Origin of the sequence: Pseudoalteromonas sp. Z1A2, assembly GCF_011378755.1 — a bacterium.
Lineage (GTDB): Bacteria > Pseudomonadota > Gammaproteobacteria > Enterobacterales > Alteromonadaceae > Pseudoalteromonas > Pseudoalteromonas distincta.
Map to the genome: position 1 here is coordinate 104,913 of NZ_WTKX01000007.1, position 16,226 is coordinate 121,138.

General features: G+C 40.3%; 16 protein-coding genes. 11 read left to right on the top strand and 5 right to left on the bottom strand.

The genetic code is table 11. From position 1 onward, the window contains the following. Positions 1–9: 9 nt before the first annotated feature. Genes galK through galE form a run of 3 tightly spaced genes read right to left on the bottom strand, consistent with a single transcriptional unit; the run spans position 10 to position 3,227 of the window. Positions 10–1,158, bottom strand: coding sequence for a galactokinase (gene galK / locus GQR47_RS07370; protein ID WP_165723685.1), 1,149 nt, complete (start codon positions 1,156–1,158; stop codon positions 10–12). Then, on the bottom strand, positions 1,148–2,212 hold the full coding sequence (locus GQR47_RS07375; protein WP_165723686.1) for a UDP-glucose--hexose-1-phosphate uridylyltransferase: 1,065 nt from the start codon (positions 2,210–2,212) through the stop codon (positions 1,148–1,150). Before GQR47_RS07375 ends, galK begins: the two co-directional genes overlap by 11 nt. A 1-nt stretch (position 2,213) precedes the next feature. Further along, positions 2,214–3,227 (bottom strand): UDP-glucose 4-epimerase GalE, encoded by a 1,014-nt coding sequence (galE, locus tag GQR47_RS07380; RefSeq protein WP_165723687.1) that lies wholly within the window; start codon positions 3,225–3,227, stop codon positions 2,214–2,216. A 267-nt stretch (positions 3,228–3,494) separates the two neighbouring features. Here galE and GQR47_RS07385 point away from each other — a divergent pair, with 267 nt between their 5' ends. Next, a complete protein-coding gene (locus tag GQR47_RS07385; protein WP_165723688.1) occupies positions 3,495–4,325 on the top strand; it encodes an SDR family NAD(P)-dependent oxidoreductase in 831 nt (276 codons plus the stop codon). Next, complete coding sequence (locus tag GQR47_RS07390; RefSeq protein WP_165723689.1) at positions 4,325–4,681, top strand: antibiotic biosynthesis monooxygenase; 357 nt, start codon at positions 4,325–4,327, stop codon at positions 4,679–4,681. Before GQR47_RS07385 ends, GQR47_RS07390 begins: the two co-directional genes overlap by 1 nt. 61 nt (positions 4,682–4,742) lie before the next feature. On the opposite strand, the gene GQR47_RS07395 is transcribed toward GQR47_RS07390, so the two are convergent. Then, positions 4,743–4,985, bottom strand: coding sequence for a YdcH family protein (locus tag GQR47_RS07395; protein ID WP_002958856.1), 243 nt, complete (start codon positions 4,983–4,985; stop codon positions 4,743–4,745). A 549-nt stretch (positions 4,986–5,534) separates the two neighbouring features. Here GQR47_RS07395 and GQR47_RS07400 point away from each other — a divergent pair. The 8 genes from GQR47_RS07400 (at position 5,535) to speD (ending at position 13,373) form a co-directional block, all read left to right on the top strand. Continuing rightward, a complete protein-coding gene (locus GQR47_RS07400) occupies positions 5,535–6,116 on the top strand; it encodes an aminodeoxychorismate/anthranilate synthase component II (protein ID WP_024596662.1) in 582 nt (193 codons plus the stop codon). Positions 6,117–6,159: 43 nt separating this feature from the next. Further along, entirely contained in the window at positions 6,160–7,320 is a 1,161-nt protein-coding gene (locus GQR47_RS07405) for an HDOD domain-containing protein (protein WP_165723690.1), read from the top strand. A gap of 379 nt (positions 7,321–7,699) precedes the next feature. Then, positions 7,700–8,905, top strand: a complete 1,206-nt coding sequence (locus GQR47_RS07410; RefSeq protein WP_165723691.1) for an aspartate aminotransferase family protein — start codon at positions 7,700–7,702, stop codon at positions 8,903–8,905. A gap of 85 nt (positions 8,906–8,990) precedes the next feature. Then, entirely contained in the window at positions 8,991–10,007 is a 1,017-nt protein-coding gene (astA, locus tag GQR47_RS07415; RefSeq protein WP_165723692.1) for an arginine N-succinyltransferase, read from the top strand. Between the two features lie 15 nt (positions 10,008–10,022). Further along, a complete protein-coding gene (gene astD, locus GQR47_RS07420; RefSeq protein ID WP_165723693.1) occupies positions 10,023–11,492 on the top strand; it encodes a succinylglutamate-semialdehyde dehydrogenase in 1,470 nt (489 codons plus the stop codon). 132 nt (positions 11,493–11,624) lie between these two features. Continuing rightward, positions 11,625–11,972: a DUF3802 family protein gene (locus GQR47_RS07425; protein WP_002958862.1), complete on the top strand. Its 348-nt coding sequence runs from the start codon at positions 11,625–11,627 to the stop codon at positions 11,970–11,972. Positions 11,973–12,058: 86 nt separating this feature from the next. Next, entirely contained in the window at positions 12,059–12,472 is a 414-nt protein-coding gene (locus GQR47_RS07430) for an OsmC family protein (RefSeq protein ID WP_002958863.1), read from the top strand. Positions 12,473–12,560: 88 nt separating this feature from the next. Continuing rightward, entirely contained in the window at positions 12,561–13,373 is an 813-nt protein-coding gene (gene speD, locus GQR47_RS07435) for an adenosylmethionine decarboxylase (protein WP_024597058.1), read from the top strand. 103 nt (positions 13,374–13,476) lie between these two features. Here the strand turns inward: speD and GQR47_RS07440 are convergent, their stop codons facing one another. After that, positions 13,477–14,760 (bottom strand): aromatic amino acid transport family protein, encoded by a 1,284-nt coding sequence (locus GQR47_RS07440; RefSeq protein ID WP_024603811.1) that lies wholly within the window; start codon positions 14,758–14,760, stop codon positions 13,477–13,479. Positions 14,761–15,206: 446 nt separating this feature from the next. On the opposite strand from GQR47_RS07440, the gene GQR47_RS07445 reads away from it, so the two are divergent. Beyond that, a complete protein-coding gene (locus tag GQR47_RS07445; RefSeq protein ID WP_165723694.1) occupies positions 15,207–16,004 on the top strand; it encodes an alpha/beta hydrolase in 798 nt (265 codons plus the stop codon). The last annotated feature ends 222 nt before the right edge of the window (positions 16,005–16,226 follow it).

The window sequence follows — 16,226 nt, forward strand, 5'->3', positions numbered from 1 at the left end:
TAAGTTTATTTAAAAAGACGTAATTTGTAATCCTGAACCCGCTGAACATACGTAAATATCAGCATTTAAATTAAAGCGTTCAAAGTAATGCTTTTCTACCGCTGCTTTAATTAGTGGTACTTCCGCATCACGACATAAACATACAATTGCGCCACCAAAACCACCCCCTGTCATACGAACTGCGCCACGCTCGCCCATCGCTTCTTTACAAATTTCTACTAAGCCATCGGTTGCAGGTACGGTTACTTCAAAGTCGTGTTTAAGTGATTGATGCGATGCAGCCATTAGCGTACGAAGTGCATCCATATCGTTATTTTGTAGTGCAGTAGTTGCTGCAATTACACGGTCGTTTTCGCTAATTACGTGGTGTGCACGTTTATATTCGTTTTCGCTTAATGTCGCTTTTACTGCTTGCAGGGCAGTCATGGTTGCTTGGCGAAGTGTTTCTACACCCATTTTTACAGCAGCTTGTTCGCAGTCAATACGGCGCTGGTTGTATTCGCTATCAACTAATTTACGCGGGTAGTTAGAGTTAACAATAACAATATTTAAATCATCAGGAACTTTAACTGATTTAGTTGCTAGGTTTTCACAATCAATTAATAGCGCATGCCCGTTTTCGCCTTTGGCTGAAATAAGCTGATCCATAATGCCGCATTGGCAATGCATAAAGTCGTTTTCGGCTTCTTGACCAAATAGCGCAATTTGCTCTGGCGGTAAACCAAGCTGTGCAATATGGTTAAACATACCGCCTACAGCAACTTCTAGTGCGGCCGATGACGACAAGCCACTACCTTGCGGTAAGTTACTGTCAATTAGTAGGTCGGCACCACGCAGAGTGTAACCCGCTCTTTTAAGAACGTAAGTAACAGCACGAATGTAGTTACCCCATTGCGATTGGCCTTCAGTGATTTCTTCATCAACACTAAAGCTGTCTTTTTCGCCTGGGTAATTTAAAGAATGCACAGTAATAATATTGTCGTCGCGCTCTTTAAACATTACTTGGGTACGAAACTCTAACGAACACGGTAAAACAAAACCGTCGTTGTAGTCGGTAAATTCGCCAATGAGGTTTACACGCCCCGGTGCTGCTGCAATACCTTGAGCAGGCGCGCCATACAGTGACAAAAATTGTTGTTGGAATTCGTTAAGCTTCATCTGTGTGTCCTGCTGTATCTTTATAGTGTGTTGTACTGGCTGCTTTTAAAATAGAAGCAGCGGTTTCTGCGCTTAAATCGCGTTGGCTTTCGCCTAGCATTTCGTAGCCTACCATGTGTTTTTTAACAGTAGCAGAGCGAAGTAGCGGCGGATAAAAATGGGCATGCAAACGCCAATGTTGCTCATCAGAGCCTCTATTAGCCGGTGCATTGTGCCAACCCATTGAGTATGGGAAGCTGCAATTAAATACGTTGTCGTACTTAGTGGTTAATACTTTAAGTGCCTGGGCCAAAGAGTCGGTTTGCGCATCGTTTAGCTGGCTAAAGTTTTGAATGTTATCTTTAGTTACTAGCATTGTTTCAAACGGCCACGCTGCCCAAAATGGCACAACAACAAGCCAATGTTCGTTTTCAAATACAACACGTGTTTGATCTGCTTGCTCTTTTTGCGCGTAATCGGCAAGCATGGCTGTGCCATGCTTTTTATAATAGCTAAGCTGCTGGTTATCTTCTGCTTCTATTTCGGTTGATAAATGCGCATGTGCCCATACTTGGCCGTGAGGATGAGGTTGCGAGCAACCCATTATCTCGCCTTTATTTTCAAAAACTTGTACGCATTCGTACTGCTGTGCAAGCTCTGTGTAATTTTGTTTCCAGGTTTTTACTACTTCGTGCAATGCGTTTTGGCTAAGCTCTGGTAGTGTTTTATTATGCTCTGGCGAAAAACAAATTACGCGGCATTCGCCACTGGCTTCGTCGGCAATAAATAAATCGCTGTCTGATTCTAAGCTTTGTAATTGCTCGCTGGCATTAGGTGTGAGTGCACCAAAGTCATTTCTAAATACGTGTGTGTATTTATAATCTGGGTTACTGTCGCCATTTGCACGGGTATTACTTGGGCAAAGTGGGCAGCTTTCATCGTGTTTTGGTAATACGTTTTCGTTAACGGCTTCTGTTGCGCCTAACCATGGGCGGTTATTACGATGTGGTGAAACTAATACCCAACGACCCGTTAGCGGGTTTTTACGTCTGTGAGTACTTTCTAATAAAGCCATGTTAACTCTCCAACCCACTTGGGTAATTAGTTTGCCAGCGCCATGTGTCGTTTGTCATGTCGCTAAGTGTTAGTTCTGCGTGCCAGTTAAGTGTGTTTTGCGCTTTTGTGGCATCGGCGTAATTACAGGCAATATCGCCTGCTCGGCGCGGTGCACTTTTATAAGGAATATCTTTATTGGCTGATGCGCTAAATGCGTTGATCATATCAAGCACTGAATAGCCTTGCCCGGTGCCTAGGTTATAAGCATGAAAGGCGGTATCTGTTTTATGCTGCATAAAAGCGGCAACGTGGCCTTTAGCTAAATCTAAAACGTGAATATAGTCGCGTACGCCTGTGCCATCTTCGGTGTCATAGTCGTCACCAAAAATATTAACCACGTCGCGTTTACCTACCGCTGTTTGAGCAATAAATGGCATTAAGTTGTTAGGAATGCCATTAGGACTCTCACCTAATAAACCACTTGGGTGTGCACCTACAGGATTGAAGTAACGCAGCGCAATGCCCATAAATTTACTGTTGGCATTACATACGTCTTGCATGGCTTGTTCAACCATGACTTTAGTCCAACCATAAGGGTTAGTTGCGCGTATAGGGTGCTTTTCGTCAATAGGGAGGTAGTCGGGTTCGCCGTACACAGTAGCCGATGAGCTAAATATAATGTGGTTAACGTCTGCCTCTTGCATGCTTTGTAACATACTTAATGTGCCCGACACGTTATTTTGATAATAACGCAGCGGTTGCTCGGTAGATTCGCCAACGGCTTTTAAAGCTGCAAAGTGAAAAACAGCTTCGGCTTTAGTGTGTTTTAGAGCGAGCTTAAACTGTTGCTCGTCTTGTATGTCGCCCAAAATAAACTCAAACCGAGTACCCGTAATCTTTTCGAGTTGGTCAAGTACCCGCGCACTTGCATTAGACAAGTTATCATAAATAACAGGCGTAATACCTGCTTCATGCAATGCAATACATGTGTGGCTACCTATGTAACCCATGCCGCCAGTAACTAAAACTTTCATGTTATTTCTCGAAAAGTGTATTTATATGATAAATACTACTATTAAGGTGGTTTAAAAACAATAGTTATGATTGCTGAGTAATTCAAATAAAAGCATAAAAAATATTCAGCTTAAACACTCATCTGCCTTTTAAAGGAATACTTTTATATTAACTAACATAGGCTTAGCTTTATCAATTAATTCTATAAACTGATTCAACTATTGGCCTAATTATCAGCAGTAAGTCGGGGTGCTAATATAGCGAAAATAAAGTAAGGAGAGATCAACATGAACAAAACAATTTTACTTACCGGCGCAACCGATGGCATTGGGCTAGAAACTGCAAAGATGTTATTAGCACAAGGTCATACCGTATTATTACATGGCCGCAGCCAAGCAAAGCTCAATGCGCTACAAGTAGCTTTAACCGAGCAATACCCAAATGCAAGTACACATACTTATATTGCTGATTTAAGCGATATGAGCCAAGTTCAAACTTTGGCAAAAAATGTATTAGCCGATTTGGCCGAAAATAATAACCAGCTTGACGTACTTATTAATAATGCAGGCGTTTATCAATTAGTTGATGCTACAACAATTGACGGCCTTGATGCCCGCTTTGTTGTAAACACGATTGCGCCATATCTTCTTACAAAACTATTATTACCTGTCCTTGGTCATGATTCGCGAGTGGTTAATGTGTCATCAGCTGAGCAATCAAGCGTTAACTTAAATGCACTTATGGGTAACACTGAACTTTCTGATAGTGCGGCTTATACACAAAGTAAATTGGCTATTACTATGTGGTCGCGTCATTTAGGGCTTGAGCTTAAAGATACTGGACCATTAGTTGTATCGGTAAACCCTAAATCTTTACTGGGAAGCAAAATGGTAAAAGACGCTTACGGTATAGATGGTGGGGATTTAAAAATTGGCGCAGATATTTTTTGTCGCGCAGCGCTTAGTGATGAATTTAAAGATGCCGCAGGCCTGTATTTTGATAACGATACAGGACGCTTTGCTCCTCCTCATGTTGATGCACTTGATAATGCTAAAAATCAACAACTAGTAGATACGTTAGACAGTATTTTAGCACAGCTTAAATTAGGTAAAGCATAATGAAAAATCATGTTACCTGGACAGTACAAGGCCAAATTAAAGAAGGTAAATACGATGAGTTTTTACTGGTAATGGCACAATTAGTTACTTTGGCTAAAAGTGAAGCGGGCACTTTAATGTATGAGTGGACAGTAAGTGAAGACAAGCGCAATGTACATATTTACGAGCGTTACCAAGATGAAGATGCTGCTAAAGCGCATCTTGCTGGTTGGGGCGAAGGTGGCCCACTATTTTTAAGCGTAGTTGATATGGATAAAGTAACGGTATTTAGTCAATTATCAGAAGAGTTTGCACAAGCCTTTGCAGGCCCAAGCAGTGTATTTATGAAACCTGTGGGTGGCTTGGTAAAGTTTTAGAGAAAATACCCATTGTTGATCTAAAGAGCTCACCTCATCAGTGAGCTCTTTTTTAGTGGCATTACTGCTCTTGCTGCAAGCGCTCGTATAACCAATCTTTTAATTCTGTACGTTCGTGTTTTAATAGATGCATTTGTTCATCGCTTATGGGCGCATCTTTGAGCTCTAACACTCTAATCTCTTTATCTAGCTTGTCGTACTTATCTGCTTTTTTTGCAAATTCAGTATCGCTTTCATTTAACTCGGCAATGGTCTTTAAGTACTCTGGAAAGTCATTTGTTAATGAGTGGTCTTCGCCTAACATATTCGCTCCTTAGTAGGATATAAATGAGCTCACAAGTAAGTGAGTTGTATAAGTGAATTACTGCCTTTCATATAATACACTGGGGCTTACATAGATATAATTCAACCATCGAGCCGCTAATTTGATGTAGCACAAGCAATCTGTTTATTTTGCTCAGTAAGGTATTTCACCAAAGTATTTAATAGTGCGATCAATAAATGCACGTACTTTAGAGGTCAATAATTTATTGTTGGGGTATACAGCCTACGTAGGTGTATTAACTAATCGTAAAAAGCTTAGGGTTCGATATTATTGCTCAAGGTGCAAGGAATCTCTGGCTAGAGAAAATAAATTTAAATATCATCATGATTCAATACGTTAGTAAATCTCTTAACCAGAGTTCAAGTTAGTAAACCAATACCCGCTAAAGGCTTTTAAGCATTTTAGCTAAAAGAGTTAATTTTTAACGCTTTTTGCTAATTTATGTTGGTTAATTAATAGTGGTAGAATGCAGCGCTTAGTACCACTTGTGTAAAGTAGTGGTCAATAATTTATAAGGTCTGTTGTGTAATGCTGTTGATGATCGACAACTACGATTCGTTTACTTACAACTTAGTGCAATATTTTCAGCGTTTAGATCAAGACGTTTTAGTAAAACGTAATGATGAGCTAAGTATTGCACAAATAAAACAGTTAAACCCGCAGCACATCGTGTTATCGCCAGGGCCATGCACCCCTAACGAAGCGGGTATTTCACTAAATGTTGTTGAGCAACTAAAAGGGCAATATCCTATTTTAGGGATTTGCTTGGGGCATCAAACTATCGCACAAGCTTTAGGTGGAGATGTAATTCGTGCTAAAAAAGTAATGCACGGTAAAACATCACCCATAGTTCATACTAATAAAGGGGTGTTTAAAGGCTTAGCTAATCCGTTAACGGTATGTCGTTATCATTCTTTAGTGGTTAAAGCGCAAACTCTGCCTAAAGAGCTTGAAGTAACCGCATGGACTCAAACTGAGCAAGGCGAGTTTGACGAAATTATGGGGTTGTTACACAATGAACTTGCTATCGAAGGTGTGCAGTTTCATCCCGAAGCTATTTTAACTGCTCAAGGCTTAGAACTGCTTGATAACTTTTTAACTCGCTTCTAATGTTATAATACACATAGCATTTTATACTTTATTAATGGATGTCATGACTGAACTTGTAGCCCAGCAGCGTACTGCCAAAATACTAAGCCAACGAGCTCATGACTTATTGCTTGGGCATAGCTTTGCGCATCAGCAAATTGGTTTCATTCATACATTAGATATAGATTACGGCGAACCCATGAAGCAGCGTACCTTGCTTCAGGTTGAAGTGGCCGCACAGAATAAACGCCAGCAAAGCAGTACTGCACATCATAAGTACCGCGCTCAAGCCAGTGAGCAACTGCACAAAACAATTGAAACAGCTATATATAAGCAGCTCGAAGATATAGATGGCGTAATTCATAGCACCATAGGTATTGAAGATGGCATTGCCAATATACTCGATATATTAGCGGTAAAGTCAGCGTCGGTAGGGCGTTTAGAGCCATTGGTTAATGATATAAGCTGGTTGGGTAGGGAGTTAGTAACGCTCGTTAATTTACCTTACTATCGTAATCAACGTAGTAAAAACACGTCTGTAAAAGTAGATAAGCCATCGCTCGCCCTTCGTTATATTGGCCTTGATAACTTACAGCTAGTTATTCCTACATTTGCTGCCCGCCATTGGATGCCACATAGCACCGAACCATTTTCGTTATTAAAACGTCGGCTACGCGACAGCGCGATGGCAAACGCCATTGCTGCGCAAAAAATTGCACAAATTAATAATGTAAATGACGTACATGCATTTACCCTTGGTATGCTTTTAGATGTAGGGCGAATTGCATTAGTGCGCTTGTACTTAAAAACGTTTGAGCAAATATGGCAACGTAAAGTACAGCTAGCCCGAAATGAAAACCAAAAAGATTTACACACCGCTTTATTAGAGCTTCAGCCCGACCCGCTATTTTTAACTACTCTACTTAGTAATAAATCGATAGAAGTAAGCGCTAAGGTAATAGACAAAATGGCTTTTAAATATTTACCGTTTAAAGGGGTAATGCAGCAGCTAGTAAATGGGGTAGATAAGGGCGAGACATTACTGCCATTAACAGAAGTAATGCTAAAGGCACGGTGCTATTCTCAATATCTTAATTTAAAAGAACATCAACTTATTGAACCTGATGAAGCTCTAAGCTGGTTTTCGCACTTTAAGTTCACTAAAAAGGAACTAAAAACCCTTCAATCGAGTAATTTTACCAATTTAGCTATTCAAATTGACTAAAAATCTGAATTTTTTGTTAATTTTTTTGCGACTAACCATTCATTTTCATCTTATTGTTATATTACATATTTGCCGATTAAAGCGTGTGCGCCTCTGTACTCATGCGGTTAGTTGCCTAAAAATAAGCATAAATAGCTATGCAAATAGTTATTCACTATCTATGAAATAATATCTTTAGCCCTTTATTTTCAAGGGATACATGAAAGTTTTTAACGAGACAGATATCAGTAATTCTGAAATAATGTGCGTCTGAAAATTGAACCACAAAGCAATTTTGCGCAATTATCAGGTTACTGATCTTGCCTATAAAGTTGGTTACAAATATTAACCAAACACCTATTTTGATGTTTTGTGTTGCTCACAATTAAGAGGAAATAAAATGACAGTCAATCGCGAATTATTTGATCACGTAATGGTTCCTAACTACGCACCTTCAAGCGTAATTCCTGTTCGAGGCGAAGGCTCTCGCGTATGGGATCAACAAGGTCGAGAGTTTATCGACTTTGCTGGTGGTATTGCAGTTAACTGTCTTGGCCATTGCCACCCTGCATTAGTAGGCGCATTAAAAGAGCAAGGCGAAAAAATCTGGCATCTATCTAACGTAATGACCAATGAGCCGGCACTTCGCCTAGCTAAAAAAATGGTTGATGCGACATTTGCTGAAAAAGTTTACTTTGCCAACTCTGGCGCAGAAGCAAACGAAGCCGCGCTTAAATTAGCGCGTCGTTTTGCACTTGATAAGTTTGGCGCAGAAAAATCACAAATCATCGCGTTCAACAAAGGTTTCCACGGTCGTACATTCTTTACCGTAACTGTTGGCGGCCAAGCTGCATATTCAGATGGTTTTGGTCCTAAGCCTGGCGACATTGTACATTGTGATTACAATGACCTTGCTGCATTTGAAGCACTTATCAGCGATAAAACATGTGCCGTAATGATGGAACCTCTACAAGGTGAAGGCGGTATTGTTTCACCAACTGATGAGTTTGCTCAAGGCGTTCGCGATTTATGTACTAAACATAACGCACTGCTTATTTTTGATGAAGTTCAAACAGGTGTTGGTCGTACTGGCGATTTATATGCATACCAAGGCTTAAACGTAGTACCTGATATTTTAACTTCGGCTAAAGCACTTGGCGGCGGTTTTCCTATTGGCGCTATGATCACAACAACTGAAATTGCACAGCACCTTAAAGTAGGCACACATGGTTCTACTTATGGCGGTAACCCGCTTGCCTGTGCTGTTGCAGAAGCGGCATTTGATACAGTAAATACCCCAGACGTACTGGCTGGCGTAAAAGAAAAAGCAGCATTATTTAATGAACTACTTAGCGCGGTTAACGAAAAATACAACGCATTTAGCGAAATCCGTGGCCAAGGTTTATTAATTGGTGCAGTAGTGAACGAGCAATACAAAGGTCGTGCAAAAGAGTTTTTAGTGGCAGGTACTGAGCAAGGCCTTATGTCACTAGTTGCCGGTGCAGACGTAATACGTTTCACTCCATCTTTAGTAATTCCTGAAGCGGACATTCGCGAAGGTATGGCACGCTTTGAAAAAGCAGTAGCAAGCGTAGTAAACGCATAAGCGACTTAAGCCAACCAATTAAGGGCAAGCACCGCTTGCCCTGCAATTCCTATTTACCGTTATTTATAAGGGAGCAAGCGGACTCATGATGATCCTTCGCCCAATCCAGCAAAATGATTACTCAGCATTACTGAAAATTGCCCACGAATCTGGGCATGGTTTTACGTCTTTGCCATTAAACGAAGAACTATTGCAAAAGAAAATAGACCATTCTGTAAGTTCATTTGCTAAGCAAACGTCACAACCCGGTGACGAAGGCTACCTGTTTGTTCTTGAAGATAGCGAAACCGGTGATGTTGTAGGTACGTCTGCAATTGAAGCTGCGGTAGGGCTTGATGATGCATTTTATCATTATCACTTAAGTAAAGTGATTCACTCTTCGCGCACATTAAACGTATACAAAGCGGTTGATATTTTAACGCTATGTAACGACTACACAGGCGCTACAGAGCTTTGCACATTGTTTTTAAAAGATGGCTATCGTAAAAATTGTAACGGTAAGCTACTTTCAAAAGCGCGCTTTATGTTTATAAAGCAGCATCAAGAGCGTTTTGCACAAACAGTGATTGCAGAAATGCGCGGTGTGTCTGACGAAAACGGCAGTAGCCCTTTTTGGCAGTGGCTTGAAGAGCACTTTTTCTCAATGGATTTTCCAACAGCCGACTACCTAACAGGTATTGGCCAAAAGGTTTTCATTGCTGAACTAATGCCTAAATACCCAATTTATGTAAATTTGCTAAGTAAAGATGCGCAAGCCGTAATAGGTAAAGTACACGACAACACACGCCCAGCAATCGAGTTATTAAAAAGCGAAGGCTTTACGTTTAATGGCTATGTAGACATTTTTGACGGCGGCCCAACGGTTGAAGCAAAAGTAGATAACATTGCGACGATTCGTAATGCAAATAACTTTAACGTTGAAATTGGCGAAATGACTGGCGACACCATGGTGTTACTAGCTAACGAAAAGCTTGAAGATTTTAGAGCAACCGTTGCACCAATGACATTTGACGAGCGCGCAAAAAGCCTTATTTTATCGCAAGAAGTAGCAGGTGCATTGCATTTGCAAACTGGCGATATTGTTAGTGCAACCACGATTTAATTTAGGAGAAAGTATATGACTCATCCTGCACAATTTATTAATGGTCAATGGTCACAAGGCCAAGGCACAGAATTTAATTCAGTAAACCCTGCAAATAACGACGTTATTTGGCATGCATCATCAGCAACTGCGGCGCAAGTAGACACCGCAGTAAATGCAGCGCGCGAAGCGTTTTATGCATGGGCTGATAAAAGCTTTACTGAGCGTTTAGAAATAATTAAAGCATTCGCAGCGCAATTAAAAGAAAACAGCGAAGAGCTCGCTATTACTATCGCACAAGAAACAGGTAAGCCACTGTGGGAAACGCGCACAGAAGCGGGTGCTATGGTTGGTAAAATTGCCATTTCTGAAAAAGCATTTTTAGAGCGCACTGGCGATGTAGAAAACGCAATGCCACTTGGGCGCGCGATGATTCGTCATAAGCCACATGGGGTTGTAGCCGTATTTGGTCCGTATAACTTTCCGGGTCACTTACCTAATGGCCACATTGTGCCAGCGCTTTTAGCAGGTAACACAGTGGTATTTAAACCGTCTGAACTGACTCCTAAAGTTGCCGAGCTTACGCTTAAACTGTGGGAAAAAGCAGGCTTACCAGCCGGTGTAATCAACCTTGTTCAAGGTGAAGTAGAAACGGGTAAAGCCCTTGCTGCTCACAAAGGGATTGATGGCTTGTTCTTTACGGGTTCTTCGCGTACTGGTCATATTTTACATGAACAGTTTGCGGGTCAACCGGGTAAAATTTTAGCGCTAGAAATGGGTGGTAATAATCCACTTATTATTACTGACGTTGAAGACACTAAAGCGGTTGTTCACGATATTATTCAATCAGCGTTTATCTCAAGCGGCCAGCGTTGTACATGTGCACGTAAACTGTTTTTACCTAAAGGTAGCAAAGGCGATGTAATTTTAGAGCGCCTTATCACTGCAACTAAAGCGATTAAAGTAGGTAACTACGATGATGCAGACCAGCCATTTATGGGCTCTATGATCTCATCAGCGGCAGCAGCGGGCATGGTTAAAGCGCAAAACGAGCTTGTTGAGCTTGGCGCTCAAGTATTAGTAGAGCTTGAGCACACAGCTAATACTGGCTTTGTAACACCAGGTATTATTGAGTGTACAAATATTAGTGACTTCCCAGATGAAGAGCATTTTGGACCACTTTTAAAAGTATTCCGCTTTGACGACTTTGACCAAGCCATTGATAAAGCAAACGATACAACCTTTGGTTTATCGGCTGGTTTATTAAGTGATAGTGCAGCAGATTACGACCATTTTTTACGTCGTATTCGCGCTGGTATTGTTAACTGGAACCGCCCAATTACTGGCGCATCAAGCGCAGCACCATTTGGTGGTATTGGCGCATCGGGCAATCACAGAGCAAGCGCGTATTACGCAGCTGATTACTGTGCATACCCAGTTGCTTCAGTAGAGCTTGAAAAAGTAGCGATGCCAGCAACACTAAGCCCAGGCTTAAAAATAGATTAAGCAGTAATACTACTTAATCATTATAAAAGCAGCTTCGGCTGCTTTTTTTGTATTGCTATCGTACAAGGCTAGTAATTATCGGCTCTTTCTGCTTAAATCAGCATAATTAAATATATTTAGGTGGTTCGCATAATGGTTTTAGATAGGCAAGGGTACGATGATTTGATCATGTATCTAACTCAAAATTTAGCATTGTTTGAGAAGCCAGGCGAAATAAAACCAGGCGCTCCAACAGTAATGGAATTAATCGAAGACGTCATTGCACAAAATGTGATGCTTATTTGCGAGCAGCACACAGACCTCAACACAGAGCAGCGTAGTCAAATTGTACGTGAAGTTGATGGCATAGTTTACGATTTAGAAGAAGTCCTCAGCAGCATCACCTCACAGCCTGTCACGGTTGAACAGCATGCCTTTATAGATGAATTTGCAGGTTTAGTGAAAAACCTCTTTGATAGCGCATTAGCACAACAATCTTAGCCATTTTATAGCCCTGCGTTGCATTTTCATTTGCAACTACGGCTAAGTTGCTTACAATCAAGAAAATATTTTTTTGAGATATAACAATGCAAGCAAATGTAAAATGGGTTGAAGGCGATACGTTTATTGGCCGTTCTAATTCTAACCACAATGTTGTGTTTGATGGCGGTAGCGATAGCGCAGCACCAAGCCCAATGGAAATGGTTTTAATGTCAGTTGGCTGTTGCTCATCAGTTGATGTGGTTAGTATTTTAAAAAAAGCTAAACAAGATTTTTCAGACGTACAAGTGCAACTCAGTGCAGAACGCGCCGAAACAGCACCGCGCGTGTTTACCAAAATCAACTTACACTTTGTTGTTAAAGGCAATAATGTGTCTGAAAAGCACCTTGCACGTGCAGTTTCACTCTCTGCTGAAAAGTATTGCTCGGTTGCATTAATGCTTGATAAAACAGTAGAAATTACGCATAGCCACGAAGTTGTGCAAGATCAAGCAAAATAACGCTTTTTCCACGAGAAGAATTCGTATAAAATCCGCGAACTTTTCATTCTGCAGGTGCAGAACCCACTAATTTATAGGTTGGTTTATTATGAACAAACCCTTCGATAAACTTAAACTTCATGGCTTTAACAATTTAACCAAAAGTTTAAGCTTTAGTATTTATGATATTTGTTACGCAAAGACCGAGCAACAACGTAAAGAATATATTGAATATATCGATGAGCAGTACAGTGCAGATAGACTAACCGATATTTTAGGTGAAGTTGTTGATATTATTGGTGCTAACATTTTAAATGTAGCGCGCCAAGATTATGAACCGCAAGGCGCAAGTGTAACTATTTTGGTTTCAGAAGAACCAGTAGAAGAGCAGCAAAATTACGATGCTGACGAAGCACCAGGCCCATTACCTGATTCAGTTGTTGCACACCTAGATAAAAGCCACATTTGTGTACACACATACCCAGAAGCTCACCCTGATGATGGTATTTGTACATTCCGTGCTGATATTGAAGTATCTACCTGTGGCATTATTTCGCCACTTAAAGCGTTAAACTTCTTAATTCATAGCCTTGAGTCAGACGTAGTAACAATAGACTACCGCGTTCGTGGTTTTACCCGCGACATAAACGGTGTTAAGCACTACATTGATCATGCTATTAGCTCGATTCAAAACTTCATGACAGAAGATACCAAAGAAGCGTACCAAATGATGGACGTGAACGTGTATCAAGAAAACCTGTTCCATACTAAAATGATGTTAAAAGAAACCGACTTAAATACCTATTTATTCGGCCTTTCTACTGATGAGTTATCGGATGAAGAAGAAGACGAAATTCGCTCTAAGCTGACTCGCGAAATGCAAGAAATATTCTATGGCCGTAACCTGCCAGATACAGAATAATAGCAACGAATTAAATTAAAAATGGCGCTCAGTGAGCGCCATTTTTTTATGGCTAAAAAAGCCCAGCTAATTAAATTAGCTGGGCTTTTGAATATATAGCGTATTAATTAATCATGCTGTAAATAAGTGCAAATACAGCAAGTGAGCCAACCGCTAATATAAATAGCGTGCTTAATCGGTTGCGGTATTTATGAAGTGCAGGCACTTTATAAACTGCAATCATTGGCATGATGAATAAAATCATTGCGATGATAGGGCCCGATAACTGATCCATCATGTCTAAAATACTTGGGTTTTTAACAGCGCAAAACCAAATAGCTAAAAACATAATTAACACACCAATTTTATCAGCCGCTTTTGCGCTTAAGCTTGTTTGCTTAGTTACTAAACCCGTAAAGCTTTCACGTGCCCCTAAAAAGTGACCCAAAAACGACGATGTAATAGCAATAAAGGCAACAAGCGGCCCAAGTGTGGCAATAAACGAGTTATCAGTAATATTAGCAAGGTAGGATAAAACCGATACGTTAGCTGCTTTAGCCGCTGCCATTTGCTCGCCTGTAAGCGACAGCACGCAAGAGAACACAAATAACAGTACAAAGGTAATAAGTAGTAAGCTAGTGCGCTTTAAAATCGCCTCAGACTTATGTGTAGCTTGTTCTCCGTAATGACCGCGTTGCACGTTTACAAAGCTTGAGATAGCCGCTGCGTGGCTAAACGAAAATACAATAATAGGAATCGATAACCACAACGTTTTTCCAAAGCTGCCCATTTCAGGCAGTGTCATATCTGGCATTTGCCAGCTTGGGATTAAATAAAGTGATAAAAAGAACAATATACCCACAAGCGGGTAAACTAAAATAGCAAAGGCACGCAGCATTAAGCGCTCGCCGCCCATCATTAAGCTAATCATACCTGCAACTAATACACCCGAAAGCAACACGCGAGAAGGTGATTCCATCCCCATTTGATTAACCATAAAGCTATCAACGGTATTAGTTAAGCCCACACCGTAAATAAGCAAAATTGGGAATATAGATAAAAAGTACAATAAAGAAATTAACCGCCCCGCAGTCACACCAAAGTGCTCTTCAACTACATCGGTAAAATCGGCATCTTTATTTTTTGATGAAAGTACAAAACGCGCTAATCCACGGTGTGCACAAAAGGTCATTGGAAATGCTAAGCATGCCAAAATAATTAACGGCCAAAAACCGCCAATGCCAATATTAATAGGTAAAAATAAAATACCCGCACCAACGGCGGTACCAAAAAGGCTTAAAGTCCACTGCGTATCGTGCAGGTTCCATTTAGAAGTGGGTGTGTTTGAAGGTGTGTGTGCACCTGTTGTTGATGCATTTGAAAGCGTTGCATCTTGAGATGTTGTCATGTGTGTGTTTATCCATTATTTAAATAATAATCGCGCGCAAGAATATAGTTTTTAGCTAAAAATTTCATGTTTTGAGAGGATTTGTAGACTAATTAATTAGACCAAATTGAAGGGTAAGTGTCATGAATACGAAACAGCGGTGTAAAAGTGAGCAACACCCTTAAGCGGCAGCACCACATTATAATTTTAAAGTAGGTTGGTTTGAGGGCAGCGAAACCCAACACGCTATAGTGTCACGCGAGCAGCAAAGCCGAGGTAGGCGGTTTTCATAACGTAAAAATAGGGACTGGTCATTTTTATTAGTTTTCATTTAAAAATCAGAATCTGCACCGAAAAGCTGTTAAGTAGAAGCCATTGATCTGAACTTCATAAGAGATTTTTATTAAACTCCGTTATACTTCCTGCAATTGAATATGCCAAACGAAGTAAATAGGCCACTAACTGCAATGAGCAAAGAGATTCTCTTCCATACTACTTTTGCGCACGAAACCAGTAAAACATGGGTTGTATTTGTCCATGGAGCAGGTGGTAGCTCGGCAATTTGGTTTCGTCAGCTTAAAGCCTATAAAAAAGAATATAATGTATTGCTGCTAGATCTTCGTGGTCACGGTAAATCGAATAACTTAGTACAAAACTTTGTTGATAATAATTATTCATTTAATAATGTCTCTAAAGACATCATTGATGTGTTAGATCATAACAATATCTCCAGCGCACACTTTGTTGGTATTTCATTGGGTACAATTCTTATTCGAAATATTGCTGAAATTGCGCCGCAATATGTTTCTAGCATGGTGCTAGGTGGAGCGGTTACTCGTTTTAATACTCGCAGTAATACATTGGTTTATTTAGGTAATACTTTTAAACACTTCTTGCCTTATATGTGGCTGTATCGTTTATTTGCTTTTATTATGATGCCTAAAAAGCGCCATAAAGAATCTCGACTTTTGTTTGTTCGTGAAGCAAAACGCTTGTGCCAAAAAGAGTTTATAAAATGGTTTAAATTAGCCATGGACGTAAACCCCTTAATGCAGTACTTCAAAGAAAAAGACATTGATATTCCCATTCTGTACATTATGGGCAAAGAAGATCATATGTTCCTTGGCCCTGTTAAAGAAATGGTAAAGCGCCATAAAAATAGCGTACTGCAAACTATTCACCATTGCGGCCATGTTTGTAATGTGGAACGCCCTGACTTATTTAATCAGCACTCGCTTGCTTTTATCGCCCAGCAAAATCGTTAAGGGTTGTTGCTTTTAAAAAGTGTGCAATGAGGGGTAAGTACTTAGTAAATTGGATTAGATCATTCTTTTTGGCTTTCGTCCTAAACTAAAAACAAGACCTAAAGTAATAAAACCCAACACGCCATAGCTCCCGTCAATTCTTACTTTATTTTATAGTTTTTTAGATTTTATCTGAGTAGGTGTGGCAACGGATATCTAGAAGCTTGAGTGTCCTTACTTATT